This window comes from Amycolatopsis acidiphila (genome assembly GCF_021391495.1).
GTDB lineage: Bacteria > Actinomycetota > Actinomycetes > Mycobacteriales > Pseudonocardiaceae > Amycolatopsis_E > Amycolatopsis_E acidiphila.
In genome coordinates this window covers 243,727-268,779 of record NZ_CP090063.1, presented here as the reverse complement: position 1 = coordinate 268,779, position 25,053 = coordinate 243,727, and the positions used below count along the sequence as shown (strand labels likewise).

Annotated in this window: 28 protein-coding genes; 16 read left to right on the top strand and 12 right to left on the bottom strand. The window is 70.7% G+C overall.

Annotated features, from left to right (window positions below; all coding sequences use genetic code 11):
* Nucleotides 1-2 precede the first annotated feature (2 nt).
* Complete coding sequence (locus LWP59_RS01365) at nt 3-1,184, top strand: hypothetical protein (protein ID WP_144632766.1); 1,182 nt, start codon at nt 3-5, stop codon at nt 1,182-1,184.
* Nucleotides 1,159-2,268 carry a hypothetical protein gene (locus LWP59_RS01360; RefSeq protein ID WP_144632763.1) on the top strand — a complete coding sequence of 370 codons (1,110 nt, stop codon included), beginning with the start codon at nt 1,159-1,161 and terminating at the stop codon, nt 2,266-2,268. The genes LWP59_RS01365 and LWP59_RS01360 overlap by 26 nt, the downstream gene beginning before the upstream one ends.
* On the opposite strand, the gene LWP59_RS01355 is transcribed toward LWP59_RS01360, so the two are convergent.
* Together LWP59_RS01355 and LWP59_RS01350 are read right to left on the bottom strand one after the other, a co-directional pair.
* On the bottom strand, nt 2,261-2,812 hold the full coding sequence (locus tag LWP59_RS01355) for a TetR/AcrR family transcriptional regulator (protein ID WP_144632760.1): 552 nt from the start codon (nt 2,810-2,812) through the stop codon (nt 2,261-2,263). The two genes, LWP59_RS01360 and LWP59_RS01355, sit on opposite strands and share 8 nt — an antisense overlap.
* A 10-nt stretch (nt 2,813-2,822) precedes the next feature.
* On the bottom strand, nt 2,823-3,587 hold the full coding sequence (locus LWP59_RS01350; protein ID WP_144633049.1) for a metal-dependent hydrolase: 765 nt from the start codon (nt 3,585-3,587) through the stop codon (nt 2,823-2,825).
* A gap of 52 nt (nt 3,588-3,639) precedes the next feature.
* Here LWP59_RS01350 and LWP59_RS01345 point away from each other — a divergent pair, with 52 nt between their 5' ends.
* A complete protein-coding gene (locus LWP59_RS01345) occupies nt 3,640-4,023 on the top strand; it encodes a PPOX class F420-dependent oxidoreductase (RefSeq protein ID WP_144632757.1) in 384 nt (127 codons plus the stop codon).
* On the opposite strand, the gene LWP59_RS01340 is transcribed toward LWP59_RS01345, so the two are convergent.
* The 3 genes from LWP59_RS01340 to LWP59_RS01330 all read right to left on the bottom strand — a co-directional run bounded on the left by LWP59_RS01340 (nt 4,020) and on the right by LWP59_RS01330 (nt 5,890).
* On the bottom strand, nt 4,020-5,102 hold the full coding sequence (locus LWP59_RS01340) for an MBL fold metallo-hydrolase (protein ID WP_144632754.1): 1,083 nt from the start codon (nt 5,100-5,102) through the stop codon (nt 4,020-4,022). The genes LWP59_RS01345 and LWP59_RS01340 overlap by 4 nt on opposite strands.
* Nucleotides 5,103-5,197: 95 nt before the next feature.
* Nucleotides 5,198-5,518 carry a divalent-cation tolerance protein CutA gene (cutA, locus tag LWP59_RS01335; RefSeq protein ID WP_144632751.1) on the bottom strand — a complete coding sequence of 107 codons (321 nt, stop codon included), beginning with the start codon at nt 5,516-5,518 and terminating at the stop codon, nt 5,198-5,200.
* 9 nt (nt 5,519-5,527) lie between these two features.
* On the bottom strand, nt 5,528-5,890 hold the full coding sequence (locus LWP59_RS01330; protein ID WP_144632748.1) for a hypothetical protein: 363 nt from the start codon (nt 5,888-5,890) through the stop codon (nt 5,528-5,530).
* Nucleotides 5,891-5,942: 52 nt separating this feature from the next.
* On the opposite strand from LWP59_RS01330, the gene LWP59_RS01325 reads away from it, so the two are divergent.
* From LWP59_RS01325 to LWP59_RS01300, 6 genes are all read left to right on the top strand, one after another.
* A complete protein-coding gene (locus LWP59_RS01325) occupies nt 5,943-6,965 on the top strand; it encodes a Ppx/GppA phosphatase family protein (RefSeq protein WP_144632745.1) in 1,023 nt (340 codons plus the stop codon).
* A gap of 65 nt (nt 6,966-7,030) precedes the next feature.
* Nucleotides 7,031-8,818 carry a thiamine pyrophosphate-requiring protein gene (locus tag LWP59_RS01320; protein ID WP_144632742.1) on the top strand — a complete coding sequence of 596 codons (1,788 nt, stop codon included), beginning with the start codon at nt 7,031-7,033 and terminating at the stop codon, nt 8,816-8,818.
* Nucleotides 8,819-8,947: 129 nt separating this feature from the next.
* The gene (locus LWP59_RS01315) at nt 8,948-9,874 is read left to right on the top strand and encodes a 5-dehydro-4-deoxyglucarate dehydratase (protein ID WP_144632739.1); all 927 of its coding nucleotides are present in this window, start codon (nt 8,948-8,950) and stop codon (nt 9,872-9,874) included.
* A gap of 11 nt (nt 9,875-9,885) precedes the next feature.
* Complete coding sequence (locus LWP59_RS01310) at nt 9,886-11,166, top strand: glucarate dehydratase family protein (RefSeq protein ID WP_222425399.1); 1,281 nt, start codon at nt 9,886-9,888, stop codon at nt 11,164-11,166.
* 33 nt (nt 11,167-11,199) lie between these two features.
* Complete coding sequence (locus LWP59_RS01305) at nt 11,200-12,522, top strand: MFS transporter (protein WP_144632732.1); 1,323 nt, start codon at nt 11,200-11,202, stop codon at nt 12,520-12,522.
* A 12-nt stretch (nt 12,523-12,534) separates the two neighbouring features.
* Complete coding sequence (locus LWP59_RS01300) at nt 12,535-13,314, top strand: IclR family transcriptional regulator (RefSeq protein WP_144632729.1); 780 nt, start codon at nt 12,535-12,537, stop codon at nt 13,312-13,314.
* On the opposite strand, the gene LWP59_RS01295 is transcribed toward LWP59_RS01300, so the two are convergent.
* Nucleotides 13,297-14,439, bottom strand: coding sequence for a CaiB/BaiF CoA transferase family protein (locus LWP59_RS01295; protein WP_144632726.1), 1,143 nt, complete (start codon nt 14,437-14,439; stop codon nt 13,297-13,299). The two genes, LWP59_RS01300 and LWP59_RS01295, sit on opposite strands and share 18 nt — an antisense overlap.
* A 65-nt stretch (nt 14,440-14,504) precedes the next feature.
* Between LWP59_RS01295 and LWP59_RS01290 the strand changes: the two genes are divergently transcribed.
* A complete protein-coding gene (locus tag LWP59_RS01290) occupies nt 14,505-15,653 on the top strand; it encodes a permease (protein ID WP_144632723.1) in 1,149 nt (382 codons plus the stop codon).
* Here the strand turns inward: LWP59_RS01290 and LWP59_RS01285 are convergent.
* From LWP59_RS01285 to nicT, 3 genes are read right to left on the bottom strand one after another with little or no spacing between them, the layout of a single operon-like run.
* The gene (locus LWP59_RS01285; protein WP_144632720.1) at nt 15,650-17,830 is read right to left on the bottom strand and encodes a heavy metal translocating P-type ATPase; all 2,181 of its coding nucleotides are present in this window, start codon (nt 17,828-17,830) and stop codon (nt 15,650-15,652) included. The two genes, LWP59_RS01290 and LWP59_RS01285, sit on opposite strands and share 4 nt — an antisense overlap.
* The gene (locus LWP59_RS01280; protein ID WP_144632717.1) at nt 17,830-18,033 is read right to left on the bottom strand and encodes a heavy-metal-associated domain-containing protein; all 204 of its coding nucleotides are present in this window, start codon (nt 18,031-18,033) and stop codon (nt 17,830-17,832) included. The genes LWP59_RS01285 and LWP59_RS01280 overlap by 1 nt, the downstream gene beginning before the upstream one ends.
* Before the next feature lie 36 nt (nt 18,034-18,069).
* Complete coding sequence (gene nicT / locus LWP59_RS01275) at nt 18,070-19,128, bottom strand: Nickel transporter NicT (RefSeq protein ID WP_229858254.1); 1,059 nt, start codon at nt 19,126-19,128, stop codon at nt 18,070-18,072.
* A 107-nt stretch (nt 19,129-19,235) separates the two neighbouring features.
* Here nicT and LWP59_RS01270 point away from each other — a divergent pair, with 107 nt between their 5' ends.
* The gene (locus LWP59_RS01270; RefSeq protein WP_144632714.1) at nt 19,236-19,517 is read left to right on the top strand and encodes a metal-sensitive transcriptional regulator; all 282 of its coding nucleotides are present in this window, start codon (nt 19,236-19,238) and stop codon (nt 19,515-19,517) included.
* 86 nt (nt 19,518-19,603) lie between these two features.
* On the top strand, nt 19,604-20,218 hold the full coding sequence (locus LWP59_RS01265) for a D-sedoheptulose-7-phosphate isomerase (RefSeq protein ID WP_144632712.1): 615 nt from the start codon (nt 19,604-19,606) through the stop codon (nt 20,216-20,218).
* A 73-nt stretch (nt 20,219-20,291) separates the two neighbouring features.
* On the opposite strand, the gene LWP59_RS01260 is transcribed toward LWP59_RS01265, so the two are convergent.
* On the bottom strand, nt 20,292-20,513 hold the full coding sequence (locus LWP59_RS01260) for a DUF2188 domain-containing protein (protein ID WP_144632709.1): 222 nt from the start codon (nt 20,511-20,513) through the stop codon (nt 20,292-20,294).
* A gap of 121 nt (nt 20,514-20,634) precedes the next feature.
* On the opposite strand from LWP59_RS01260, the gene LWP59_RS01255 reads away from it, so the two are divergent.
* Together LWP59_RS01255 and LWP59_RS01250 are read left to right on the top strand one after the other, a co-directional pair.
* A complete protein-coding gene (locus LWP59_RS01255) occupies nt 20,635-21,006 on the top strand; it encodes a helix-turn-helix domain-containing protein (RefSeq protein WP_144632706.1) in 372 nt (123 codons plus the stop codon).
* Nucleotide 21,007: 1 nt separating this feature from the next.
* Nucleotides 21,008-21,601 (top strand): ImmA/IrrE family metallo-endopeptidase, encoded by a 594-nt coding sequence (locus tag LWP59_RS01250; RefSeq protein ID WP_144632703.1) that lies wholly within the window; start codon nt 21,008-21,010, stop codon nt 21,599-21,601.
* Between the two features lie 57 nt (nt 21,602-21,658).
* Here LWP59_RS01250 and LWP59_RS01245 read toward each other — a convergent pair whose 3' ends face one another.
* Nucleotides 21,659-22,153: a hypothetical protein gene (locus LWP59_RS01245; protein WP_229858256.1), complete on the bottom strand. Its 495-nt coding sequence runs from the start codon at nt 22,151-22,153 to the stop codon at nt 21,659-21,661.
* Nucleotides 22,154-22,542: 389 nt separating this feature from the next.
* On the opposite strand from LWP59_RS01245, the gene LWP59_RS01240 reads away from it, so the two are divergent.
* Together LWP59_RS01240 and LWP59_RS01235 are read left to right on the top strand one after the other, a co-directional pair.
* Nucleotides 22,543-23,667 carry an IniB N-terminal domain-containing protein gene (locus tag LWP59_RS01240; protein WP_144632698.1) on the top strand — a complete coding sequence of 375 codons (1,125 nt, stop codon included), beginning with the start codon at nt 22,543-22,545 and terminating at the stop codon, nt 23,665-23,667.
* Nucleotides 23,668-23,734: 67 nt separating this feature from the next.
* Nucleotides 23,735-24,337: a response regulator transcription factor gene (locus LWP59_RS01235; RefSeq protein WP_144632695.1), complete on the top strand. Its 603-nt coding sequence runs from the start codon at nt 23,735-23,737 to the stop codon at nt 24,335-24,337.
* Here LWP59_RS01235 and LWP59_RS01230 read toward each other — a convergent pair.
* Nucleotides 24,330-25,013 (bottom strand): serine/threonine-protein kinase, encoded by a 684-nt coding sequence (locus LWP59_RS01230; protein ID WP_144632691.1) that lies wholly within the window; start codon nt 25,011-25,013, stop codon nt 24,330-24,332. The two genes, LWP59_RS01235 and LWP59_RS01230, sit on opposite strands and share 8 nt — an antisense overlap.
* Nucleotides 25,014-25,053 lie beyond the last annotated feature (40 nt).

Genomic DNA, 25,053 nt, shown 5'->3' with positions numbered 1-25,053 from the left:
CCGTGACCTCGACCGAGACCGAGAACCCGCTGGTCGCGGAGTCCGAACCCTCGTCCGGCCTGCTGACGAACACCGGCAAGGACGGCGCGAGCGCGATCGACAACCTGCCCGCGCAGACCGCGGGATCCGGCCTGTTCAACGACGTCGCGACGTCGGTGAAGGACTTCTCGGACGGTGACTGGGCGAACGCGGCGATGGACGTCGCGACCGACGGCCTGGACCTGCTCGGCGCGGCGATGGATCCGCTCGGCACGCTCGCGAGCGCCGGCGTCGGCTTCCTGATCGAGCACATCAGCTTCCTCAAGGACGGCCTGGACAAGCTGGCCGGCAACCCGGAGGCGGTCACCGCCAAGGCGCAGACCTGGCAGAACGTCTCCAAACAGCTGTCCGAGACCGCCGAGACCTACGAGAAGTCGGCGGGGAAGGCCGGCGAGTCCTACAAGGGCGGCGACGGCGCGAACGCCTACCAGGCGACCGCCAAGAGCTACGCCGACTCACTGCGCGGCGCCGCAGGGCACGCGCAGAACGCCTCCACGGCCATGCAGGTCGGCGCCGCCATCGTGGGCACCGAGCGCGGGCTGATCCGGGACATGATCTCCGAGTTCGTCGGCGGCCTGATCGTCAAGGGGCTCGCCGCGCTGGCCACCTCGTGGTGCTCGTTCGGCGGCACCATCGCGGCGTTCATCGCGGACACCGTGGTGGAGGGCGGCATCCTCGCCGAGAAGATCAGTACCCGGATCGCGAAGATCGTGGAGAAGCTGGAGTCGCTGGCCAAGAACGCGAACAAGTCGAAGGCCGCGATCGAGGCCGCCGCCAAGGCGCTGGGCAAGATCGGCAAGGCCGCGGACAGGATCGTCGACAAGAGCGTGGACGCGGCCACGAAGATCGAGTCGACGGCGAACAACCTCAAGCAGGCGGGCAAGGAGGCCAAGGAGGCCGCCGAGGCGCGCAAGACCGCCCAGGAGCTCAAGGAGGCGGGAGAGGGCGAGAAGGCGGGCGAGAAGAGCTTCCTCGACCTCGGCAAATGGACCGAGGGCGAGGGGGTGCCCAAGTGGAACAACGCGGACACGGTGGCCACCGTGGTGGAGGGCCGCCGCCAGGAGAACGAGCAGGGCGACCGGTCGAAGGAAGCCGCGGAACCCTACGAAGAGGAGCACGGTGAAGGGAAATCCGGCGGCGAGTGACGGCGTGACCCGCGTCCGGCTGGGCTGGGAGGCGCGGCTGGACCAGGTCACGGTCGCGATCAACGTCGTCGTCATCGGCGTCGGACTGGTGGTGCTCGGCGCGCTGCTGGACTGGAGCGGCTGGCTCACGGTGCCGATGATCGTGATCGGGGTCGTGTTCCTGCTGGTCGCCCTGTTGCGGCTGCAGGGCTGGCGCTCGCTGGTGTGGCCGCGCACCCTCACCGTCGGCCCCGAGGGGATCAGTTACGAATCGAAGAAGGGCGGCGGGTTCCAGCTGCGCTGGTCCGAGCTCGCCGCGGTCGGCGTGCACTCTGATGCCGAGGTGGACGCCCGGTTCGGGCTCGCGCTCGTGTTCTTCCCGAAGTCCGCGGGTCTCACCGGTGGTTCGCTCATCCCGCTTCGGCAGAACGGCGGCCTGCTGGCCAGGCTGCCCCGCCGCGCGGGCGTCGTGGCCGCCGTCCGCGACGGCGCACCGGGTGACTGGCAGCGGTTCGCGCCGGGCCCGTGGGACGCGCTCGCGGCCGCACCGGGGATCGCGCCGCAGGTGATCCCGCAGCCCGACCTCGCGCGGCCGGTGGTGGTGGACATCGGCAGGCGACTGGCCGGGCAGGGCCTGACCGGCGGCGCGCTCGCGGCCTTCTTCGGCGTGGTCGCGTTCATCGCGGCCTTCAGCGGCGGCACGAGTCCGGGCATGCGGGCGGTCTTCGCCGTGGTCGGCTCACCGTTCCTGCTGCTCGCGGTCGGCATCCTGATGAGCGTGCCGTTGCTGGCGCGCAGGCGATACGCGGTGCTCGATCCCTACGCCTTCACCTGGGACGACCCCGGCGAGGACTCCTTCGCCCTGCCCTGGCAGGAGATCTCCTCGGTCGCGATCCGGTCCACTGTGGTCAAGGGCTCGCCGTGGACCTGGACCAGCGGCCGCAGTCTCGACCACGTCGTGCTGCACACGGGCGGGCAGAACCGCGACCTTCCGCTGGGCGATCAGCGCGGCGCGGCAGGGCAGATCGGTGCGGCCGTACAACAGTTCGCCCCGCAGGTCTGGCGCGGCGCGAGCACCCGGACCGGCCGGTTCGAGATCAAGTAGCGCGGCGCAGGCCGTCGGTGAGGATCCGGCTCAGTGAACGGTTCGCCGGCGACTGCCTCCTGATCGCGAGGTACCCCGCGAGGAGCCCGGTCAGATCGCCGGGCTCGACGTCGTCCCGCACCGCGCCGGCGGCCTGCGCGCGGCGCAGCAACTCGCCGAACCGGGCGCGGAAGTCCGTGGCCGGTTCGACGCGCTTCGACAGGCCGCTGCCCGCGGATTCCAGCGCTTCGCACAACGCCTTGTTCAGCAGCGCCTGCTCGGCGACGATCTCGAGGAAGTCGAAGAAGGCGCGGCCGGCGTCGTCCTCGGAGAGGCGCTCGCGCGCCTGCTCGGCGAGCCGTTCGACGCCGTCCAGCACCACCGCCTCGAACAGCGACTCCTTCGACGGGAAATGCCGGTACACGGTGCCCGCGCCGACCCCGGCGCGCCGGGCGATCTCGTCCAGCGGCACGGCGAGCCCCTCGTCGGCGAACGCCTCCTGCGCCGCCGCGAGTACCCGCGCGCGGTTGCGCCGCGCATCGGCGCGCAGGGTCGGCTTGCTCATCGGCCCGATTCTACTGTCCCGCCTGCACCGTCGACTGCTCGAACAGCCCGGTCAGCCCGTGCCAGGCGCCGGGCACGAGCAGCACCGCGAGCACCACGAACACCGGGAAGACCAGCAGGTTCTCCACCCGCTTCCCGGTGCGGAACCGCAGGAAGCCGGGCGGGCGAAGCTCGTACCACGTCTCGCCCGCGATCGGCACCGGGAACAGGAACGGACAGCCTGCCTCGGTCAGCGCGTCACCGAGGCAGTGCGTGAAGCAGCCGACCGCGACGGCCACTCCCAGCCAGCCCGTGAGCTCCCGCAGCTCCCCCGCCGCGCTCGCCGTCAGCGCCCACCACGCCGCCGCGCCGCCCGCGACCAGCAACAGCCAGTCCCCCAGCGCGTCGGCCGCCAGCAGCACGCCGAACAGCACCACGCCCGCGACGGCGTACCAGCCGCCCGCGCGGGTGCCCCACATCGTCAGCGCCCCGAGCCCGACGGCGAACAGCAGCGTGTGCGACAGGTGCCGGTGCATGCCGTGGTGCCGCTCGTCGCGCGGCCCCTTCGTCAACGCGTACAGCGCCGAGGACACCCGGCGCAACAGCCACGACACGGCGCCGGTGATCGGCCCGAGCAGCCGGGACGCGCCCGCGCCAGGGTGGTCGAGGTCGGGCAGCAGCGCAAAGCCCGCCGTGGTGGCGGCGAAGGCGACGGCCTGGTGCACCGAGCCCGCGCCGACCACGGGGGCGACGGCGAGCCCGGCGCACCAGCCGGTGAGTGCGTGCGTGCGGCCCATCATGGGGACGATCTTGGCAATAGGGTGTGACAAAACCTGAGGGGGACACGCGATGAGCAACGAACTGCGGGAGTTCTGGTCCGAATGGCACCTGTGCACGCTGACGACCCTGCGCGGTGACGGTTCGCCGCACGTCGTGCCGGTCGGCGTCACCGTGGACGAGAAGTTCGAGGTCGCACGGGTGATCTGCTCGCGCGGCAGCGTCAAGGCGCGCAACGTCCGCGCCGCCGGTGAGGCCGGGGCGCGGGTGGCGGTGAGCCAGGTGGAGCGCCGCCGGTGGTCGACGCTGGAAGGCATCGCCGTCGTCCGCGAAGACCCCGAGTCCGTGCGGGACGCCGAAGACCGCTATGCCGCGCGCTACGGCCGTCAGCCCCGCCCGAACCCGGAACGCGTGGTCATCGAGATCACCCTCACCCGAAGGCTCGGGATGTCCTAGAGGGCCTGCCACCAGGCATCGACCGGCGGCACGTTGTCGATGTCGACCCGCTCGCCGGGGCGCGGCACGACGAGCGTGACGTCGTGTGCCTTCGCCTCGCGCCAGACGCGCTCCACCGGCTCGCTCCACCCGTGCAGCGCGAGCCGGAACGTCGCCCAGTGCACCGGGATGAGCACGCCGCCGCGGGCATCGAGATGCGCGGCGACACCCTCTTCGGGCGTCATGTGGATGTCGGGCCACGACGGGTGGTAGGCACCGATCTGCACCAGCGAGGCGTCGAACGGCCCGTACTTCTCCCCGATCCTGCGGTAGGCGTCGAAGTAGCCGGAGTCGGCCGTGTAGAACACGCGGCGGTTCGCGCTCGCGAGGACCCACGACGCCCACAGCGTGTTGTTGCGGGTGAAGGCCCGGCCGGAGAAGTGCTGGGCGTCCGCCGCCGTGATGCGCACGCCCGCGACCTCGGTGCTCTCGTGCCAGTCCAGTTCGGTGATCCGCTCGGCGGGCACCCCCCAACGGCGCAGGTGGGCGCCGACTCCCAGCGGCACGATGAACGGCGCCTGCTGGGTCCGGGTCAGCGTCCGGACGGCAGCCGCGTCGAGGTGGTCGTAGTGGTCGTGCGAGAAGATGATCGCGTCGAGGCGCGGCAGCTCCGTCAGCTCGTGCGGCGGTTCGTGCATCCGCCGCGGACCGACCAGTCGCGACGGCGAGGCGCGCTTCGCCCACACGGGGTCGAGCAGGATCCGGGTGCCCTCGATCTCGACGAGCGACGAGGCGTGCCCGAACCAGGTGATGTGCAGCCCGTCTTCGGGAGAGTCCGGCCGCTGTGGGACCAGCGGGATCGGCCGTCGCGGTCGGCGCTGCTGACCACCGAGCAGCATCTCCCGCAGCAGGTCACGCCCCGTGCTCGCGGTCTGCGGCACCGGCGGCGCCAGGTTCTGGAACCGTCCGTCGCGGAACTGGGGTGACCGCTTCATCACCTCGAGGTCGGGCCTGCCGCCGAAGGCCAGGGGGATCTCCCACACAGTCCACGCCAGCGCGCCGAGCAGCGCCGGGATGGTCCACCGAAGTTTTCTCGCCATGTCCGGAAAACTACCCACTTCGCCCGGAAGTTCCTCGGTACCGCGTTAACCCGGACGAGCGATCGGAGCCTCGAGCCGACGATGGGCAGACCGAACTACACCCGCGTCTCGGAGACCAGCCAGTCCAGGTAGTCCGCGCTCCCGCCCTCGATGGGCGTCGCGATGATCTCGGGGATGTCGTAGCTGTGCACCGACTTCAACAGCGACACCAGCGGCGGCACGCGATCCGCCGCGGTCTTGATCTCCACCCGCCACTCGGCGTCCGTGCGCACCTCGCCCTCCCAGCGGTACACGCTCGTGATGGGGCCGACGATCTGCGCACACGCCCCCAGCTTCGCCGCGACCGCCTGTGCGGCCAGGTCACGGGCGGCTTCCGCACTGTCGGTGGTGGTCGTGACGATCACGTGCCCGGGCATGCGCCCACCCTAGGCCCAGCCCCCGCCCGGGCCGGCCCGCTCCTCGTCGGCGTCCGCGCTCGCCTTGTGCGCCAGCGCGGCGACGGCCTGCGCGAGCTCCTCCTTCACCTGGTCGGTGTCCGCCCGCTGGGTGGTCACCGAGATCTCGATCTCGCACTGGTTGGCGCCCCGTTCGACAACACGCAGCTCACCGTGGTCGTCGCCGTCGCTTTCGGTACCCCAGGTCAGCCGCCTGGCCGCCTCGTCGGCCCGGACCCGGGCCTCGTCCGTGGTCCCGGGCAGGATGCGCGGCAGGTCCGGCGCGTCGGACATGAACGCGAACGCTTCGTCAGCGGGGATGTCCGCGGGTGCGCTGTAGTGAACGGTTCCCATGAGCCTGGAGATATCCGTGTGAGCGATCACTTAAACGGGTACTTCGGTCTTCATGCGATTAGGCGTGCTCGACATCGGCTCCAACTCCGCCCAGCTGCAGATCGTGGACGCCTCCCCCGGCGCGCCCCCGCTGCCCGCGCTCGCGGTGAAGGAACCGACCCGGCTCGCGGAGCTGATCGAGGACGACGGGTCGTTGTCCGAGGAGGGTGTGCACCGCGCGGTCGAAGCGATCGACGGAACGCTGGCCGCGGCGCGAAGACACAGCGTCGAGCAACTGTTCCTGTTCGCCACCTCCGCCATTCGGGACGCCGCGAACCGCGACGAGATCCTCGACCGCATCCAGCAACGCACCGGAGTCCGCCCGCAGTACCTCACCGGCGAGGACGAAGCACGCCTGACCTACGTCGCCGCACATCGCTGGTACGGCTGGTCCGCCGGGCGCATCCTGCTGTTCGACATCGGCGGCGGCTCCCTCGAAATCGCGCTCGGCCGCGACGCCGAACCCGACCTGACACTGTCCCTGCCGCTGGGCGCGGGTCGGCTGACCCGCCAGTTCCTGCGTGACGACCCGCCGTCCCGCCGCCAGGTGAAGGACGTGCAGCGGCACGTGCGCGACATGCTGCGCGAGGTCGCCGACCGGCTTCGCTGGGAAGGCGCGCCGGCCCGCGCGGTAGGCACCTCCAAGACCTTCAAGCAGCTGGCCCGCCTCGCCGGCGCGCCGGCGCAGCGCAAGGGCCCGTTCGTCCGGCGCACGCTCCGTCGCGAGGCGCTGGACAAGTGGATCCCCGAGCTCGCCGACATGCGCGCGGCCGAACGCGCCCGCCTGCGCGGTGTTTCGGCCTCGCGCGCCAAGCAGATCCTCGCGGGGGCGATCGTCGCGAAGGCCATGATGAGCGCCCTCGACATCAAGGAGGTCGACATCTGCCCCTGGGCCCTGCGCGAGGGGATCATGCTGCACCACCTCGCGAGCCTGCAGGTGCACGAGGAGATGCTGCCGTTGCAGACGATCAACGCGGTGACGCCGTCCCCGGACGCCGCGCTGCTGCGACCGGTGCCGGATCGCCTGAACGCCTGATGTGTCGCCGCCTCCCACCACGGGTAGCCGAAGCGCGAACCCGGTGAACAGCATGAGGAGGCACCATGGCCGAGACGGTTGGGGATTACCTGCTGCGGCGGTTGCGTGAGTGGGGCGTGGAGCAGGTGTTCGCCTATCCGGGCGATGGGATCAACGGGATCGTCGCCTCGTTCGAGAAGGCCGGGAACCAGCCGCGGTTCGTGCAGGCGCGGCATGAGGAGATGGCGGCGTTCGAGGCGGTCGGCTACGCGAAGTTCTCCGGGCAGGTCGGTATCTGCATGGCCACCTCCGGGCCGGGGGCGATCCACCTGCTCAACGGCTTGTACGACGCGAAACTGGACCACGTGCCGGTGGTGGCGATCGTGGGGCAGACCGCCCGTTCCGCGATGGGCGGGTCGTATCAGCAGGAAGTCGACCTGCAAGCCCTGTACAAGGACGTGGCCAGCGAGTACCTGGTCGAGGTCAACGTCGCCGAGCAACTGCCCAACGCCCTGGACCGGGCGATCCGCACCGCGCTGGCCAAACGCGCCCCCACCGCGCTCATCGTCCCCGCCGATCTGCAGGAGACGCGGTACACGCCACCGGAACACGAGTTCAAACACGTGCCCTCCAGCGCCCCGGGATGGCCACACCCGGTCACGATCCCACCGGAGGACGAACTCGCCCGCGCCGCGGACCTCCTCAACGCCGGGGACAAGGTCGCGATCCTGGTGGGCCAGGGCGCCCGCAACGCCGCCGCCGAGGTCCGCGAACTCGCCGAACGGACCGGCGCCGGGGTGGCGAAAGCGTTGCTGGGCAAAGACGTCCTCCCCGACGACCTGCCGTATGTGACCGGCTCGATCGGGCTGCTGGGCACCCGCCCCTCCTATGAACTGATGCGCGACTGCGACACGCTGCTGATCGTCGGCTCGAACTTCCCCTACAGCCAGTTCCTGCCCGAGTTCGGCACCGCCCGCGCCGTGCAGATCGACATCGACGGCTCCATGATCGGGATGCGCTACCCCACCGAGGTCAACCTCATCGGCGAAGCCCAGGGCACCCTGCGCGCACTACTACCGATGATCACGCGCAAGGACGATCGATCCTGGCGGGAGACGATCGAGAAGAACGTCACCAACTGGTGGGACACCGTCGAGCAACAGGCAATGCTCGACGCGAACCCGGTCAACCCGATGCGCATCGTGCACGAACTCTCCAAGCGCATCCCCGAGGACGCGATCATCACCGCCGACTCCGGCTCCTCCACCAACTGGTACGCCCGCAACCTGAAAATCCGCGGCCGGATGCGCGGATCCCTCTCCGGCACCCTGGCCACCATGGGACCCGGCGTGCCCTACGCCATCGGCGCCAAGTTCGCCCACCCCGACCGGCCGGTGATCGCCCTCGAAGGCGACGGCGCCATGCAGATGAACGGGCTCGCCGAACTAATCACCATCGCCCGCTACCGCGAACTGTGGTCCGACCAGCGGCTGATCGTGTGCGTGTTCCACAACAACGACCTCAACCAGGTCACCTGGGAACTGCGCGCCATGGGCGGCTCGCCCAAGTTCGTGGAATCCCAATCCCTGCCCGACATCTCCTACGCCGACTTCGCCCACACCCTCGGCTTCCAAGCCATCACCGTCGACACCCCCGACCAACTCGCCCCTGCCTGGGACCGCGCCTTCTCCGTCAACCGGCCCACCGTCCTCGACGTCCGCTGCGACCCCGAGGTGCCGCCGATCCCGCCGCACGCCACGTTCGAGCAGATGAAGTCGGCCGCACAAGCCGTCCTCAAGGGCGACCCCAACGCCTGGCACCTGATGGCCCAAGGCCTCAAGACCAAGGCCGAGGAGCTGTTGCCCTCCCGCTGACCGGCCGTCGCCGAGGGGCCCCTTCACCGCGAAGGGGCCCCTCGGCGCGTTCGGGGCGTTGACTCGGGCGGTGATCCGTTCGTAGGCTGTCTTCATATCGAGTCGTTGTCTACATATGAAGACGAGCTGATGACCACATCTCAGGAAACCGCAGATCTGCTCCGGCAACGCATGGCCGCCGGGGTGCTTTCGTTCCCCCTGACCTCGTTCACCGACCGCGGCGAGCTGGACCCGGACGCGTTCCGCACGTACTTCCGGTCGCAGCTGGCCGCCGATCCCGCCGCGGTGTTCGTGGCGTGCGGCACGGGCGAGTTCTTCTCGCTGACGCTCGACGAGTACACCGAGGTGGTGCGGATCGCCGTCGAGGAGACGGCCCACCGCATCCCGGTCATCGCGGGCGCCGGGTACGGCTGGGCGATCGCCGCCCAGTACGCGGCCCGGGCGCAGGAGGCGGGTGCCGACGGCGCCCTGCTGATGCCGCACTACCTGGTCAAGGCCCCGGTCGACGGCCTGGTCGAGCAGGTGCGCAAGGTCGCGGAGGCGACATCGCTGCCGCTGATCGCCTACCAGCGGGACCACGTCACGTTCGACGCCACGTCCGTCGGCATGCTCGCGAAGATCCCGACCGTGATCGGCCTCAAGGACGGCCACGGCGACCTCGACCAGCTGCAGCGCCTGCGGCTGACGGCGCCGGAGGACTTCCTGTTCTTCAACGGCGTGGCCACGGCGGAGATGCAGGCGCGCGCGTACGGCGCGATCGGCATCCCGGCGTACTCCTCGGCCGTGCACGCGTTCGCGCCGGAGATCTCGAAGGCGTTCTTCACGGCGCTGCACGCCGGCGATCAGTCCCGTGTGGACGAACTGCTGCGCGAGTTCTACCAGCCGTTCGTCGAACTGCGTGATCACCGGGCCGGATACGCGGTCTCGCTCGTGAAGGCCGCCGCCCGGTTGCGCGACCTGCCCGTCGGGCCGGTGCGTGCCCCGCTGTCCGACCCGTCTCCCGAAGAGCTCACCACCCTGAAAGCCCTGCTGGCCACCGGCCTCGACCTCGTCTGAGGAGGACACTGTTGTCCCGCATCGCGGAAGTTCGCGTCACCCCGATTCTGATCTCCGACCCGCCGCTGCTGAATCTGCAGGGTGTGCACCAGCCGTATACACCTCGCACGATCCTCGAGGTGATCACCGAGAGCGGTGCCGTCGGTCTCGGCGAAACCTACGGTGACACCGACTATCTCAACCTCGCCGAGGCCGTCGCGCCGCAGCTCGTCGGTCGCCCACTCGTTGTGAACAACCTGTATGCGACCGTGGTGCAACGCCTGGACGACGTGGGCGCCGAGCGAGTGGACAACACCGTCCAGGCCGAGGGCCTGCGCGGCAGCCGCACCCTGTCGAAGATCGCGTCGAGCGTGGCCTCGGCGTTCGAGGTCGCGGTCTACGACGCGCTGGGCCACGAGCTGGACGTGCCCGTGCACGCGTTGCTCGGCGGCAAGGTGCGGGACGAGGTCGAGTACAGCGCGTACCTGTTCTACCGCTGGGCCGAGCATCCGGAACCCGACGAGCCGAAGGACACCTGGGGCGCCGCGCTCGACCCGGAAGGCGTTGTCGCGCAAGCGAAGCGCATGGCCGACGACTACGGGTTCAGCTCGTTCAAGCTCAAGGGTGGCGTGTTCGAGCCCGCGCAGGAGGTCGCGGCCGTCCGCGCGCTCGCCGAGGCCTTCCCCGGGCAGCCGCTGCGCCTCGACCCGAACGGCGCGTGGTCGGTCTCGACGAGCCTCGAAGTGGCCGCCGCGCTGGAGGGCGTCGCCGAGTACCTCGAGGACCCGACCACGGGCACGGCGAACATGGCCGAGGTCGCTCGCAAGACCTCACTTCCCTTGGCCACCAACATGTGTGTGACCGCGTTCGACGAGGTGCCCGAGGCGTTCAGCACCAACGCCGTGCAGGTCGTGCTGTCCGACCACCACTACTGGGGCGGCCTGCGCGCGACGCAGGACCTGGCCGCGGTGTGCCGGACCTTCGGCGTCGACCTCTCCATGCACTCCAACACCCATCTCGGCATCAGCCTCGCCGCGATGACCCAGGTCGCCGCGACCATTCCGGGCCTGCGCTACGCCTGTGACACCCACCGTCCATGGCAGACCGAGGACGTGATCACCGAGCCGCACACCTTCGCCGGCGGCAAGCTCGCCGTGCCCGACGCACCGGGACTGGGTGTCGAACTCGACCGCGAGAGCCTCGAAAAACTGCACAAACGTTGGCAGGACAACGATGTACGCCGCCGGGACGACGCCGCGGCGATGCGCCGCGTACACCCGGACTGGGCAGCGCCCACGTTCCCCCGCTGGTAGCTCACCCCCTTCTCCCAGGAACCGGAGACGTCGATGACGCTGTCGTCCGAAAGTCCCGCCTACCGCAGCGCGGTGAAGAAGTTCTTCCGCCGCATGCTGCCGCTCGTCGTGTTCATGCTGGTGGTCAACCAGATGGACCGCACGAACGTCGGCTTCGTGCAGACCCACCTCAAGACCGATCTCGGCATCGGCGCCGCGGCCTTCGGGCTCGGCGCCGGCCTCTTCTTCGTCGGCTACGCGATCTTCGAAGTGCCGAGCAACATGCTGCTCGAACGGTTCGGCGCCCGCGTGTGGCTGACCCGCATCATGATCACCTGGGGCATCGTGGTCGCCGCGACGGCGTTCACCCACGATGCGACCACGTTCTACATCCTGCGGTTCCTGCTGGGTGTGGCCGAGGCCGGGTTCTTCCCCGGTGTCATGTACTACTTCACGAAATGGCTGCCCAACGCCGAACGCGGCCGGGCGGTCGCGATCTTCCTCGGCGGCTCCGCCGCGGCGTACATCGTCACCGGGCCGGTCAGCGGTGCCCTGCTGGAGATGCACGGCCTCGCCGGGATCGCAGGCTGGAAGTGGATGTTCCTGCTGGAGGGCGGGATCTCGGTGGTCATCGGGATCATCGCCGGATTCTTCCTGGTGTCCCGCGTGAAGGACGCGAAGTGGCTGACCGAGGAGGAGAAGTCGGCGCTGAGCGCGGCGGTCGAGCGGGACGAGGCGATCCGCGCCGACACCAAGACCGAGCGCGTGCCGCGCTGGAAGCTGGTGACCAACCCGCAGGTGCTCCTGCTGTGCTGGCTGTTCTTCGCCATGTCGCTCACCGGCTATGCGATCACCTTCTGGCTGCCGAGCATCGTGAAGAAGATCCCCGGCACCACGGACTTCACCGTCGGCCTGCTGTCGGCGATCCCGTGGATCTGCGCGATCGTCGCGATGTACGCGCTGGCCTGGTACACCGACCGGACCGGCAAGCGGCGGCCGTGGGTCGCGGTCGGGCTCGTGCTCGGCGCGGCGGGCACGTTCCTCGCGACCTTCGGCTCGCCGTGGTTCGCGCTGGTGGCGTTGTGCCTTGGCGCGACGGGGTTCAAGTGCGCGGCGTCGGCGTTCTGGCCGATGGCCCAGCATTCGCTGGACCTGAAGATCGCCGCGGCGGGCATCGCCCTGATCAACTCGCTGGGCAACCTCGGCGGGTTCGTCGGGCCGACCGTCGTCGGGTACGTCGAGCAGAACACGGGCAGCACGTCCGGCGGCCTCTACACGCTGTCGCTGGTGTCCGTGGTCGCCGCGGTGACGGTGTTCCTGGTGCGGGCACGGCATGTGCCCGCCCGCTCGAAGGTCACCGCCCCGGTAGTGCAGTGAGAAGATGCGAGCATGCCTGAGCAGCAGAAGGGCGTGCGTGATGTGAAGTCGGCCGCGCGCACCGTCGAGGTTCTCGAGGTTCTCGGGAGCCTCGACGGCCAGCCGATCAGCCTGCGTCAGCTCGCCGAGCGGATGGACGTGCCGCGCAGCAGCCTGTACGCGCTGCTGCAGACGCTGGTGAACCGCGGCTGGGTGCGCACCGACCCGACGGGCTCGTTGTACGCGATCGGGGTGCGAGCGCTGCTCGTCGGCACTTCGTACCTCGACGGCGACCCGCGGCTGGCGGCCGCGAAGCCGCACCTGGAGGACCTCGGCGAGCAGGTCGGCGAGACCGTGCACTTCGCCCGCCTCGACGGCGCCGACATCGTGTACCTCGCGACCCGGGAGTCCCGGCACTACCTGCGCCCGTTCAGCCGGGTCGGGCGCCGGCTGCCGGCGTACGTGACGTCGCTCGGCAAGGCGATCCTCGCCGAACGCACGGACGCCGAGGTCGAGAAGCTGCTGCCGTCGGAGCTGCCCGCGCTGACCGAGCACACCCTCGACCGCCCCGGCCTGCTGACCGATCTGGCGGGGGTGCGTGAGCGCGGCTACTCCATCGACAACGAGGAAGGCACCGTCGGCCTGCGGTGCTTCGGGATGGCGCTGCGCTACGAGACACCCGTCATCGACGCGATCAGCTGCTCGGTCCCGATCGCCCGGCTGACCCCGGCGACGGAGTCCTCAGTCCTCGACGCCCTCGCCGGCGCCAGGACGGCCATCGAACGCGCGGTCCGCTCAGCCACCTGGCGGTGACTCCGGCTTCGCGAGCCACTCCAGGATCTCCGTCGTGTGCTCCCCGAGCGTCGGCGGCGGCAGCCGGTACGCGGGCGGGGTGGCCGACAGTTTGATCGGGTTCCGGACGGAGCCACCGGGCGCGCGTGGCTCGAGGCCCAGCCGCTCGGCCAGGGCGAAGGCCTCGGCGAGGTCGTTCACCGGCCCGCACGGCACCCCGAGCGGGGTCAGCAGCTCGAACCACTCGTCCGCCGTGCGCGTCGCCAGCTGCGCGCTCAGCAGCGCCGCCAGCTCGTCGACGTGCGCGACCCGGCTCGCGTTGTGCACGAACCGCGGGTCCGCCGCGAGCTCCGGCGCCCCGAGCGCCCCGACGAGCGACGCGAACTGCCGGTCGTTCCCCACCGCCAGCGCGATGGGCCGGTCCGCCGCCTGATACACCTCGTACGGCGCGACCGAGGGGTGCCGGTTGCCCATGATGCCCGGCGTCAGCCCGGCCATCAGGTGGTTCGCGCTCTGGTTGACCATGCTCGACAGCAGCGCGCTGAGCAGGTCCACCTCGATGAGCTGCCCCTCTCCGGTCGCCTCCCGGTGCCGCAACGCGGCCAGGATCCCGATGCCCGCGTGCAGGCCGGTGAGCACGTCGACGAGCGCGACACCCACCTTCGTCGGTTCGCCCGGCGCCGGTCCGGTCACGCTCATCAACCCGCCGACAGCCTGGACCAGCAGGTCGTACCCCGGCAGCGCGGCGCCCGCGCCGCCGCCGAACCCGGAGACCGAGCAGTACACCAACCCGGGGTTGCCGACGCGCAGCTTGTCGTGGTCGAGGCCGTAGCGGGCCATCAGCCCCGGCCGGAAGTTCTCGATCAGCACGTCCGCCCGCAGCGCCAGCTCCCGCCCCGCCGCGAGCCCCGCCGGGTCGCCCAGGTCCAGCACGACGGAGCGCTTGTTTCGGTTGACCGAGCGGTAATAGACGGCCTCGCCGTCGACGTGCGGCGGCCCCCAGGCGCGGGTGTCGTCCCCCGCGACGGGTCGCTCCACCTTGATCACCTCGGCGCCGAGGTCGGCCAGCAGCATCGTCGCGTAGGGCGCGGCGAGCACCCGGCTGAAGTCGGCGATCAGCACCCCCGACAGTGGTCCATCAGTCACGTCCTCCCTTCTACCGCACGACCGGCTACAGTCGAACCCGTCTGATACCCCTTGGAGGTATGAACATGGCCGCGATCGGGGACGCACTGGCGCTCGCGGGCTCGATGACCTGGGAGATCCTGTGGGCACTGATCCTGGGGTTCAGCCTGTCCGCCGTGGTACAGGCGGTGGTGCGCAGGTCCACGGTCGTGCGCCTGCTCGGCGACGACCGCGCGCGCACGCTGGCGACCGCAGCCGGGCTCGGTGTCGCCTCCTCGTCGTGCTCCTACGCGGCGGTCGCGCTCGCCCGGTCGCTGTTCCGCAAGGGCGCGAACTTCACGGCGGCGATGACCTTCGAGATCGCGTCCACGAACCTCGTCGTCGAGCTGGGCATCCTGCTCGCGCTGCTGATGGGCTGGCAGTTCACGGTGGCCGAGTTCGTCGGCGGGCCGCTGATGATCGTGTTCGTGGCGCTGATGTTCCGCCTCTTCGTCCGCGACCGGCTCCTGCACGCGGCGCGTGAGCAGGCGGAGAAGGGCATCGCCGGCGCAATGGAGGGACACGCGGCGATGGACATGTCCGTCACCCGCGAGGGCTCCTTCTGGCGACGGCTGGGATCGGCCGAGGGGTTCACGTCCGTCTCGCACGTGTTCGTCATGGAGTGGGCCGCGATCCTGCGCGACCTGGTGGTCGGCCTGCTCATCGCGGGCGCGATCGGTGCCTGGGTGCCGGAGTCGTTCTGGCGCGGCTTCTTCCTGACCGACCATCCGCTGGGCTCCGCGCTGTGGGGGCCGGTCGTCGGTCCGGTGGTCGCGATCCTGAGCTTCGTGTGCTCGATCGGCAACGTGCCGCTCGCGGCGGTGCTGTGGAACGGTGGCATCAGCTTCGGCGGCGTGGTCGCGTTCATCTTCGCCGACCTGCTGATCCTGCCGATCCTCAACATCTACCGGAAGTACTACGGCGGGCGGATGGCACTCACCCTGCTCGGCGTGTTCTACCTGGCCATGGTCGCCGCCGGGTACGTCGTCGAGCTGCTGTTCGGCGTGACCGGGCTGGCCCCCACGGAACGGAACGCGAAGGTCCTCGAGGCCGGGATCTCCTGGAACTACACGACCTGGCTGAACATCGCGTTCCTGCTGCTCGCCGCCGTGCTGCTGATCCGCTTCGTCCGCTCCGGCGGCTGGTCGATGCTCAGGATGATGGGCGGCGACCCGAGCGACGAGCACAGCGGCTAGCGGAAGCTCCGCAGCCGCAGGGAGTTGCTGACCACGAACACCGAGCTCAGCGCCATGGCCGCCCCGGCGATCATCGGGTTGAGCAGGCCCAGCGCCGCGAGCGGGAGCGCGGCGACGTTGTAGGCGAACGCCCAGAACAGGTTCCCCTTGATCGTCCCCAGCGTCCGCCGCGACAACCGGATCGCGTCCGCCGCCGCACGCAGGTCACCGCGCACCAGCGTGAGGTCGCCGGCCTCGATCGCGACGTCGGTGCCGGTGCCCATCGCCAGGCCCAGGTCGGCCTGGGCCAGCGCGGCGGCGTCGTTGACACCGTCGCCGACCATGGCTACCCGGCGTCCCTGTTCCTGCAGCCGCTTGACCACGTCGACCTTGCCCGCCGGCAGCACCTCGGCGACGACCTCGTCGATCCCCACCTCCCGCGCGACCTCGCGGGCGACGGCCTCGTTGTCGCCGGTCAGCAGCACCGGCCGCAACCCCAGCGCGGCGAAGCGGCGAACCGCCTCCGCAGACGTCGGCTTGACCGTGTCCGCGACCTCCAGTACCGCCCGCGCCTTGCCGTCCCAGCCCGCCACGACCGCCGTCCGGCCGAGCTTCTCCGCCGCCGCCTTGGCTTCGGCCAGCTCGACGGGCAGGTCGTCGAACAACGCCGCCCGTCCCACGACGACCGACCGGCCGTCGACGACGCCCCGCACCCCGAGGCCCTCGACGTTGACGAACTCCGCGGTCTCCCCGGTCTCCGGCGCCGCGGCGGCGATGGCCTTGGCGACCGGATGCTCGGACGCGTGCTCCAGCGTCCCGGCGAGCCGCAGCACCTCGGCGCGGTCCTCGCCCGGCGCGAGCCGCACGTCCACCAGTGACATCCGGCCCGTGGTCACGGTCCCGGTCTTGTCCAGCACGATCGTGTCGATCCGGCGGGTGCCTTCCAGCACCTCCGGCCCCTTGATGAGAATGCCGAGCTGCGCCCCGCGCCCGGTGCCGACCAGCAGCGCCGTCGGCGTCGCCAGTCCCAGCGCACACGGGCACGCGATGATCAGCACCGCGACCGCCGCGGTGAACGCCGCCGACGGCGTGCCGCCCGCGGCGAGCCAGCCGACCAGCGTGGTCAGCGAGAGCGTCAGCACGATCGGCACGAACACCCCGGCGACCCGGTCGGCCAGCCGCTGGACCTGCGCCTTCCCGGCCTGCGCGGCCTCGACGAGCCGGCCCATCTGCGCCAGTTGCGTGTCCGCGCCGACCCGGGTCGCACGCACCACGAGCCGCCCGCCCGCGTTGACCGTCGCCCCCACGACCGCGTCCCCCGGCCCGACCTCGACCGGCACGGACTCGCCGGTCAGCATGCTCGCGTCGACCGCGGACGCGCCCTCCTCGATCACGCCGTCGGTCGCGATCTTCTCCCCCGGCCGCACGACGAACCGGTCGCCCACGGCGAGCCGGTCGGCCGGGATCCGCACTTCGGCGCCGTCCCGCAGGACCGCGACCTCCTTCGCGCCCAGCTGGAGCAGCGCCCGCAGCGCGGCGCCGGCCCGCCGCTTGGACCGTGCCTCGAAGTACCGCCCCGCCAGCAGGAAGGTGATGACCCCGGTCGCGACCTCGAAGTAGACCGCGTCCCCGGCCGAGCGCTCGATGGTCAGCGCGAACGGATGCCGCATGCCGATCATGCCCGCGTCACCGAGGACGAGCGCGTAGAGCGACCACAGGAACGCGGCCAGCGTGCCGACCGAGATCAGCGTGTCCATGGTGGTGGTGCCGTGCGTCAGGTTCGTCCAGCTCGCCTTGTGGAAGGGCCACGCCGCCCAGCCGATGACCGGGGTCGCGAGCGCGAGCGACACCCACTGCCAGTAGTCGAACTGCCAGGCGGGAACCATCGCGAGCACCACGACCGGGATAGCCAGCACCGCGGACGCGATCAGGCGGCGGCGCAACGGACGGGTCGCGTCCTCGTCCTGCCCCGGCCGCGGCAGCGCGGCGGTGTAGCCCGCCGCCTCGACGGTCTCCACCAGCCGCCTCGGGTCCACGCCGACCGGGAAGGTCACGTTGGCCTTCTCCGTGGCGTAGTTGACCGTGGCGGTGACGCCGTCGAGCCTGTTGAGCTTCTTCTCGATCCGCATCGCGCAGGACGCACAGGTCATCCCGCCGATCGCGAGCTCCAGCCGGTCGTGGTCCGCGGTGGCGGTCATCAGGCGACCTGGTAGCCCGCTTCGTCGACCGCCGCGCGCACCGCGTCGTCACTCAACTCGCCCGAGCTGACGACGGTGAGCGCACCGGACGGCAGGTCGACCGCGACGGACTCGACACCCTCGATCCGGCCCACCTCCTCGGTGACCGCCTTGACGCAGTGTTCGCAGGTCATCCCGGTGACGGTGTAGCTGGTCTGAGTCATGGTGCCGATCATACCCCCTACCCGTACCGGGGAAACCTACTGTTCGGCCGGCACCGCCCAGCGTTCCTCGATCCGGCCGACGCGCCAGACCACCAGCGCCACCACCCAGGTCACCGCGAAGAGCCCGACGATGACGAACCCGACGTAGTCCAGGTTCAGGTTCGCGATCGCCGCGAGCGGCCCGGTCGTGATGCCCAGCTGCTCGGTGAGCACGCTGATCAGCTCGATGACGCCGATCAGCAGGGCCACCGCCACGGACAGCGCGGTGACCGTGATGTTGTAGAAGATCTTGCGCACCGGCTGCGCGAACGCCCAGTCGTAGGCCCGGTTCATGAACAGCCCGTCGGCGGCGTCGAACAACGTCATGCCCGCCGCGAACAACACCGGCAGCACGAGGATGGCGTACCAGGGCAGCGAGAACGCGGCCGCGCCGCCCGCGAGCACGAGCAGGCCGACCTCGGTCGCGGTGTCGAAGCCCAGGCCGAACAGCACGCCGACCGGGTAGATGTGCCACGGCTTGCGCACCGCGGCGGTGGTCCGGCCGAGGATCCGGTTCAGGAAGCCGCGCTTGTTCAGCTGCTCCTCGAGCTGCGCCTCGGTGAGCTCGCCGGCCCGCATCCCGCGGAACACCCTGACGATCCCGGTGAGCACGACCAGGTTGACCAGCCCGATCAGGCACAGGAACACCCCGGACACCAGGACCCCGACCACCCCGGTCACCTGGTGCAGCGTCGAGGCGTCGTTCTCCAGCTGGCCGGTCAGCGCCCGCACGCCGAGCGAGAGCAGCAGGCACAGCACGAACACGATCGTCGAATGGCCGAGGGAGAACCAGAACCCCACGGTCAGCGGCCGTTGCCCGTCCGCGATGAGCTTGCGCGTCGTGTTGTCGATGGCGGCGATGTGGTCGGCGTCGAACGCGTGCCGCATGCCGAGGGTGAACGCCGTGACCCCGAGCCCGACCCCGAAGACCTGCGCGTTCCCGATCGCGTAGTGCTCCGGCACCACGAACAGGGTCAGCACACCCCAGCCCAGCACGTTGAGGACGACCACGAAGCCGGCCATCGCGGACACCGGCAGCCAGTCACGTCTGCTCATACCTGCCAGAGTAATCAGATGAGCAGCCGGTTGGGGTTTCGCTTCTGTCTCGAGATACGGGGAGCGGGTATGATCGGACGAAGTCGAGCACGAAGGTGGGCAGCGCAATGGCAAGCTACAGCGGGGAAAAGGACGCCTACCTCAAGCGCCTGCGCCGGATCGAAGGGCAGATCCGGGGCCTGCAGCGGATGGTCGAGGAGGACAAGTACTGCATCGACATCCTGACCCAGGTCTCGGCGGCGACGAAGGCACTGCAGTCGTTCTCGCTCGAGCTCCTCGACGAGCACCTGGCCGGCTGCGTGGTCGACGCCGCGAAGGCGGGTGGCCACGAGGCCGAGGTCAAGGTGCGCGAAGCCTCCGACGCCATCGCGCGGCTCGTGAAGTCCTGACACCTCCCTCCCTGGCCCGGGAAAACCCGCCAGCTCGCTCGATCCAGCCGCTGTTTCAGTTCCGCGGCGAGGGGCATTCCACTGCCATGAGCGCGACCACCACACCCCTGTCGAATGTGGCGCGCGGACACCTGAGCACCCTGGACGACACGCTGGACGCACTCCGGCAGCAGATGGCTCGGCTGACCCGGTGGGGACACCTGGTGGCCGAACGCCTGCAGGAGGGCAACCGTGTACTCACCGCGGGCAACGGTGGTTCCGCCGCCGAAGCCCATCAGCTCGCCGCCGAGCTGATGGGGCGCTACCCCCAGGGCAGACCCCCGTTCTCCGCGATCGCACTGACCGCGGACGTATCGAGCCTGACCGCCATCGGGGACGAGTACCACCACGACTACGCCGAGGTCTTCGCCCGCCAGGTGACGGCACACGCGCGGCCGCGGGACATCCTGGTGCTGTTGTCCGCCAACGGCCGCAGCCGCAACCTCGCCCTAGCCGCGGAGGCGGGGATCAGGGCCGGCGCCAACGTGTGGGCACTGACCGGCCCCGGCCCCAACCCGCTCGCGAACGTCGTCGAGGACGCGATCTGCCTGCCCGGCACGGCAGCCACCGTCCAGGAGGCACATCTCGTCGCGGTGCACATTCTGGGCGCTGTACTGGAAAACGAACTGTCCACTTCGGACTCGCCCCGCAAGGCCGGCTGACCGACGCCCCGAACTGTCAGACCCCACCCCTAGTCTCGAACCCATGTTCGAGAACCCCTGCGTCCAACAGAGCTCAGCCGGCCGGCGGAAGGGCATCGTGCCCGTAGACCCGCCGGCTCTCGATGGACCCGTCCCGCCGCTGGATCTTCAGCATGCTCGGCCTGTCCCGCCGCGCGAGCCGCGCGGCCACGCTCACCGCTTCACGCTTGCGCCCGTGGTGCGAGACCACCCGGTCCACCCGCCGGACGTCCCAGCTGCCGAACAGCGGCGAGACCCAGTAGACGGTGCACGACATGGCAGATCCCCTTCCGTGGTGTTGCAGAGCTGCAACAGTGTTCCCAATCTGCACAAGTGTTGCACAACCACAACGCCCCAGCAACACTGCAACGACGAAAAGACGGAGGGTGCGTGGATCGATGGCGGGACGGCTGGACGCGGCCAGGTTGCACGGGGCGCTCGACGCGGAGCGCGAGGCCCGGGGCCTGTCCTGGCGCCAGCTCGCGGCCGAGGCGGGGGTGAGCGCGTCGCTGGTCAGCCGCATGGGCAACGGGCACCGCCCCGACCTCGACGGGTTCATCGCGTTGGTGCAGTGGCTCGGCATGCCGGCGGAGACGTTCATGGTGTGGCCGGAAGGCGTGCGCGACAAGCGATCCCGGCCGTCACTGGAGGCGCAGCTGGCACCGCTGCTGCGTGCCGAGGAGGAACTCAGCGAGTCCGACCAGCAGCACGTGCTGGACGTGGTCGGCATCACGCTTCGACACATGAGAGCCAGGAACAAGGGAGGCTGAAGTGGCTCTGCGGCGCGGCTTCAAGAAGGAAGCCAAGGAGCTCGCCCTCGAGGTGCGGCAGGAACTGGGCACGGAGGTGTTCGCGCCGCTGGACCCGTACGCGCTCGCCGAGCTGTACGGCGTGGAGGTCTTCGACCTCACCCATCCCGCGTTGCCGCCGGAGTCGGTGCGGCACCTGACCGAGGTCCGGCCGCACGTGTTCTCCGCGGCGCTGGTACCGCTGGAGCCCAGCGGCGCGATCATCATCGAGAACCACGTGCACCACCCGAAACGCCGCCGGGCGACGCTCGCGCACGAGATGGCGCACGTCCTGCTGGAGCACCCCTTCGGCCCGATGCTGACCGACGAGAACGGCTGCCGTTCGGCGGTCCGGGAGATCGAGGAAGAGGCCGCGGAGCTGTCGGGCGAGCTGCTCATCCCCGCCGAGGCCGCGCGGCTGGCGGCGTTCAAGGACTGGTCGGACCGGTCGGTGGCGAACCATTTCCGCGTCAGCCTGCCGATGGCGCAGTGGCGGATGAACGTCACCGCTGCCCGGCGGATCGCCTGCCGTCGGCGGGAAAGGGCGTCGCGGGCCCGACTCGCGCCGGCGCAGTGATCCACAGGTTGCGCACAGCTGGGGACAACTCGTCCGTCCATACAGGACAGTGCCGCGTCAGCCGTCCTCGCCGGCCCCGAACAACTCGGCCGCCGCCCGGGCGCGCAGCCGTTCGAGCCGGGTGATCTGGCTGCGCCCGTTGGTGATCAGCTCGTCGAGCTTGGCCGCGTCGAGCCGGGGATCGACCGCGGCGCGGGCGCGGAGCGTGCGCCAGCCGGCGACCTTGCCCTCGACGCCGAGGCGCATCGCCTCGAACTCCATCAGCCTGCTGAGCGGCGAACGCGTGACGATACGGCCGTTGAGCTTGAACCGCGCGGCCTTCTCCGCCGCCCAGCCGGCCAGCATCTCGACTCTCCGGACGGGTTCGCCGAGGGCCGCCATGATCTCCAGCAGGGTGGCTCGGTCCTGCTCGATCTCCTCGGCGAGCCGCTCGAGCTTGCCGTTGCCCGCCCACTCGCCCTCGTTGCGCGCGAGCCGTCTCGCCAGGTCGACACCAGCCATCGCGCCGGCAAGGTGATCGTTGAGGTAGATCCCGAGCAGCGTGCGACTCATACCCGATCGAGTACCCATTCGGACGACCGCCAATCCCCGTAGCCTGCCGGGCGGCCCACACCCTAGCGATTGGTCCACGCCAACCGCCAGCGTTTTCCGCAATGGACGGCGACCGCGACCGAGGTCCGTGCCAGCGGGGGCGCGCACCGGCTTGCCGAACAGGTGATCACCGGCACCAACCCTTTGTTGCCTCGACGGTCCGTGAGCTCTGCCCGGCGATCGCCTCGATAGGGTGAAATCCCCTAACACCCCATCGGGGGATGGGGTCCTCCGAGAGTTGATCGAGGGGATCGATCCCCGATGCCACCGCCGGTGCTGATCCCTAGCTTTGGTCTGGTCGTGCGGTTGCACGCCACCCCACTCTTCGCACACCTCACGTGGAGCTACCCGTGTCCCACCCGATCCAGTCCCTGCACCAGTTCGTCGTCTCGCTCCTGACCGACGACGCCAGCCACACCGCGTTCCTTGCCGACCCGGCCGGCGCGCTCGCCACCGCCGGCCTGTCCGACGCCACGGGCGCCGACGTGCAGGAAGCCACGGCCCTCGTCACCGACCACCTGCCGGCCCCCGCGGCGGACATGATCGAGACCAGGCTCGCCGCGCTCCCCGCCTCCCCCGTCGACGATCTGCACTGCGCGATCCGGCACCTGCACTGCCTCTGCGAGACCGCGCGCACCCTGCCCGCCACTGACTTCGGCGCGCTCACCACGGCGACCGCCACCTCTCCGGACGGCTTCGCCGGCAGCCTCGCCTACGCGAGTGACCACGTCGACGCCGCCCTGGCCGCCGCCACCGACGGTGACAGCGGCAGCGTGGCCGGTGCCCTCACCTCCGACTTCGGCGCCTTCACCGGCAGCGGGGTGGTCACCGCCGACGGCCTCGCCGCCGCGGGCACGATCACCGGCCCCGACAGCAGCTTCGCCGGTGCCGTCTCGACCACCGGCCACGCGGTCGCCGGCACGCTGGAGTCGGTGTCCCCGCTCGGCACCTACGGCGTGAGCACCGCCGGTGCGCCCAGCGTGGACCCCGGCTCCACTCTGGACGCCGCCACCCTCGGCGACACCACCGCCGCCACCGGCGTGGTCGCCGCCTACACCGCGACCGGTGGCGAGGCGCTCGCCGGTGCCATCGCCGGGAATTCGGCCACCGTGGCCGGTTACTTCACCAGCGCAGGCGGCAGTGCGGGCCAGGCCGTCGCGACCGGTGGCAGCGAGCTCGCCGGGCACGTCACCGACGGTTCCGCCATGGTGTCCGAGGCCGTCACCCACGTCCCGGCCCTGCCGGCCCCGAACCTGCCGACGACCCTGCCCACCGACCTGCCGGTGCACGCCATGGCCGGCCTGCCGCAGCTGCCCGTCCCGGACGCCGGGCACCAGCTGATCGCCGGCGCCCACACCGCGGTCACCGACACCGTGTCGCACAGCCCGCTGGCCGACCTCGGCACGGTCGACCACGCCGCGGCGCTGCCCGACCTCGCCGACACGCTGCACACCGACCTGCCCCTCGGTCACTGACAGTCCTCACCCGGAAGCGGGCCCCCGCCGTTGCGCGGGGGCCCGCTTCGACCATCGAAGGAACCCGGTGACCACCGTCCTGATCCATGACGACCGGCGCAGCATCCGGGACGGCCTGTCCCGCGTGATGTCCGCGGTGCCCGGAGTCAGTCACATCGACTGCGTCGTCGACACCGACGAGCTACTGGCCACCTACCGGCGGCATCCCGCCGACCTGGTTCTCATCGGCACTCAGCGCGCGGTGCACGCCGGGGTGGAAGCCACCCGGCGACTGCTCGCCCACGACCCGCGCGCCGCGGTCATCGTCTTCGGCGCCCCCGACGACACCGCCACCATCACCGCCGCGATCGCCACCGGGGCGCGGGGGTTCCTGCAGTGGACCGCGTCCCGGCCCGTGCTCGTCGCCATGCTCGCGCACGCACTCGTGAGCACCGCCCCGGCGCCGATCCCCCGCCAGCGCCCCGACCGGCTCGACATCCAGCTGACCGACCGGGAACTGCAGGTCCTGTACGGAATCAGCCAGGGCAAGAGCAACACCCAGATCGGCCGCGACCTCTACCTGTCCGAGGACACCGTGAAAACCCACGCCCGGCGGCTGTACGCCAAACTCCGCGTCCGCGACCGCGCGCACGCGGTCGCCTCCGGCCTCCGGCACGGCCTGATCACCTGACTACGGGTGGCAGACCGCGCCGCGGATCGCCTTGGGCGGGCTCTGGTAGACCTGGTTGCTGTCGGTGGCCTGCAGCTCGAAGCAGTACTTCCGCACCGGGTCGACCGGCACCGTGATGGCGTGGTTCCGCTGCGCGAGCAGGGTGTGGTTGGGCTCGCTCTCCCCCCGCGACGATCACCGCGAAGTCGAGGGTCCGGCCGCTGTCGGCGGACCAGCTCAGCTGCACCTGGTTGCCGAGGTCGACCGGGTCGACCGGCTCCAGCCGCACCGCGGCCGGGGCCGTCGTGCCGGTCGCCGAAGCCGGTGGCGGTGGCTGCCGGGGCGTGGTGCGCAGCTGGTCGGAGTCGCCGCGTGACCACAGCAGGAAAGCGGCGATGACCAGCGCGGCCAGCACGGTGCCGCCCGCCACGAGGTAGCCGCGCCGCGAGCGACGCTCGGTTCCGGTGGTCGCGACGAGACCGGCCGCGGGATCCGGCGGCGGGACGAAATCGAGTTCGCCAGGGAAGCCTGGCGCCAGGCTCGCACTGCTCATGGCCGGGTCGGGCGGCAGCATGCCGGCCAGTTGCGTGACGACCCAGGCGGCGTCCGGCGGCCGGTTCGCGGCGTCCGGCGCGAGCAGCCGGGCGACCACTGTGGACAGTCCGACCGACACCTCGGCGCGGTTGATCGCGGGCACCGGGCTGCGCAGGACACGCAGGACGCGTTCCCCCGGCTGT

Bases quoted from the DNA above. Each gene is read 5' to 3' on its own strand.
- LWP59_RS01355 (WP_144632760.1), bottom strand. From the start codon at position 2,812: ATGAGCAAGCCGACCCTGCGCGCCGATGCGCGGCGCAACCGCGCGCGG.
- LWP59_RS01350 (WP_144633049.1), bottom strand. From the start codon at position 3,587: ATGGGCCGCACGCACGCACTCACCGGCTGGTGCGCCGGGCTCGCCGTC.
- LWP59_RS01345 (WP_144632757.1), top strand. From the start codon at position 3,640: ATGAGCAACGAACTGCGGGAGTTCTGGTCCGAATGGCACCTGTGCACG.
- LWP59_RS01340 (WP_144632754.1), bottom strand. From the start codon at position 5,102: ATGGCGAGAAAACTTCGGTGGACCATCCCGGCGCTGCTCGGCGCGCTG.
- cutA (WP_144632751.1), bottom strand. From the start codon at position 5,518: ATGCCCGGGCACGTGATCGTCACGACCACCACCGACAGTGCGGAAGCC.
- LWP59_RS01330 (WP_144632748.1), bottom strand. From the start codon at position 5,890: ATGGGAACCGTTCACTACAGCGCACCCGCGGACATCCCCGCTGACGAA.
- LWP59_RS01325 (WP_144632745.1), top strand. From the start codon at position 5,943: ATGCGATTAGGCGTGCTCGACATCGGCTCCAACTCCGCCCAGCTGCAG.
- LWP59_RS01320 (WP_144632742.1), top strand. From the start codon at position 7,031: ATGGCCGAGACGGTTGGGGATTACCTGCTGCGGCGGTTGCGTGAGTGG.
- LWP59_RS01315 (WP_144632739.1), top strand. From the start codon at position 8,948: ATGACCACATCTCAGGAAACCGCAGATCTGCTCCGGCAACGCATGGCC.
- LWP59_RS01305 (WP_144632732.1), top strand. From the start codon at position 11,200: ATGACGCTGTCGTCCGAAAGTCCCGCCTACCGCAGCGCGGTGAAGAAG.
- LWP59_RS01300 (WP_144632729.1), top strand. From the start codon at position 12,535: ATGCCTGAGCAGCAGAAGGGCGTGCGTGATGTGAAGTCGGCCGCGCGC.
- LWP59_RS01290 (WP_144632723.1), top strand. From the start codon at position 14,505: ATGGCCGCGATCGGGGACGCACTGGCGCTCGCGGGCTCGATGACCTGG.
- LWP59_RS01285 (WP_144632720.1), bottom strand. From the start codon at position 17,830: ATGACCGCCACCGCGGACCACGACCGGCTGGAGCTCGCGATCGGCGGG.
- LWP59_RS01280 (WP_144632717.1), bottom strand. From the start codon at position 18,033: ATGACTCAGACCAGCTACACCGTCACCGGGATGACCTGCGAACACTGC.
- nicT (WP_229858254.1), bottom strand. From the start codon at position 19,128: ATGAGCAGACGTGACTGGCTGCCGGTGTCCGCGATGGCCGGCTTCGTG.
- LWP59_RS01270 (WP_144632714.1), top strand. From the start codon at position 19,236: ATGGCAAGCTACAGCGGGGAAAAGGACGCCTACCTCAAGCGCCTGCGC.
- LWP59_RS01265 (WP_144632712.1), top strand. From the start codon at position 19,604: ATGAGCGCGACCACCACACCCCTGTCGAATGTGGCGCGCGGACACCTG.
- LWP59_RS01260 (WP_144632709.1), bottom strand. From the start codon at position 20,513: ATGTCGTGCACCGTCTACTGGGTCTCGCCGCTGTTCGGCAGCTGGGAC.
- LWP59_RS01255 (WP_144632706.1), top strand. From the start codon at position 20,635: ATGGCGGGACGGCTGGACGCGGCCAGGTTGCACGGGGCGCTCGACGCG.
- LWP59_RS01245 (WP_229858256.1), bottom strand. From the start codon at position 22,153: ATGAGTCGCACGCTGCTCGGGATCTACCTCAACGATCACCTTGCCGGC.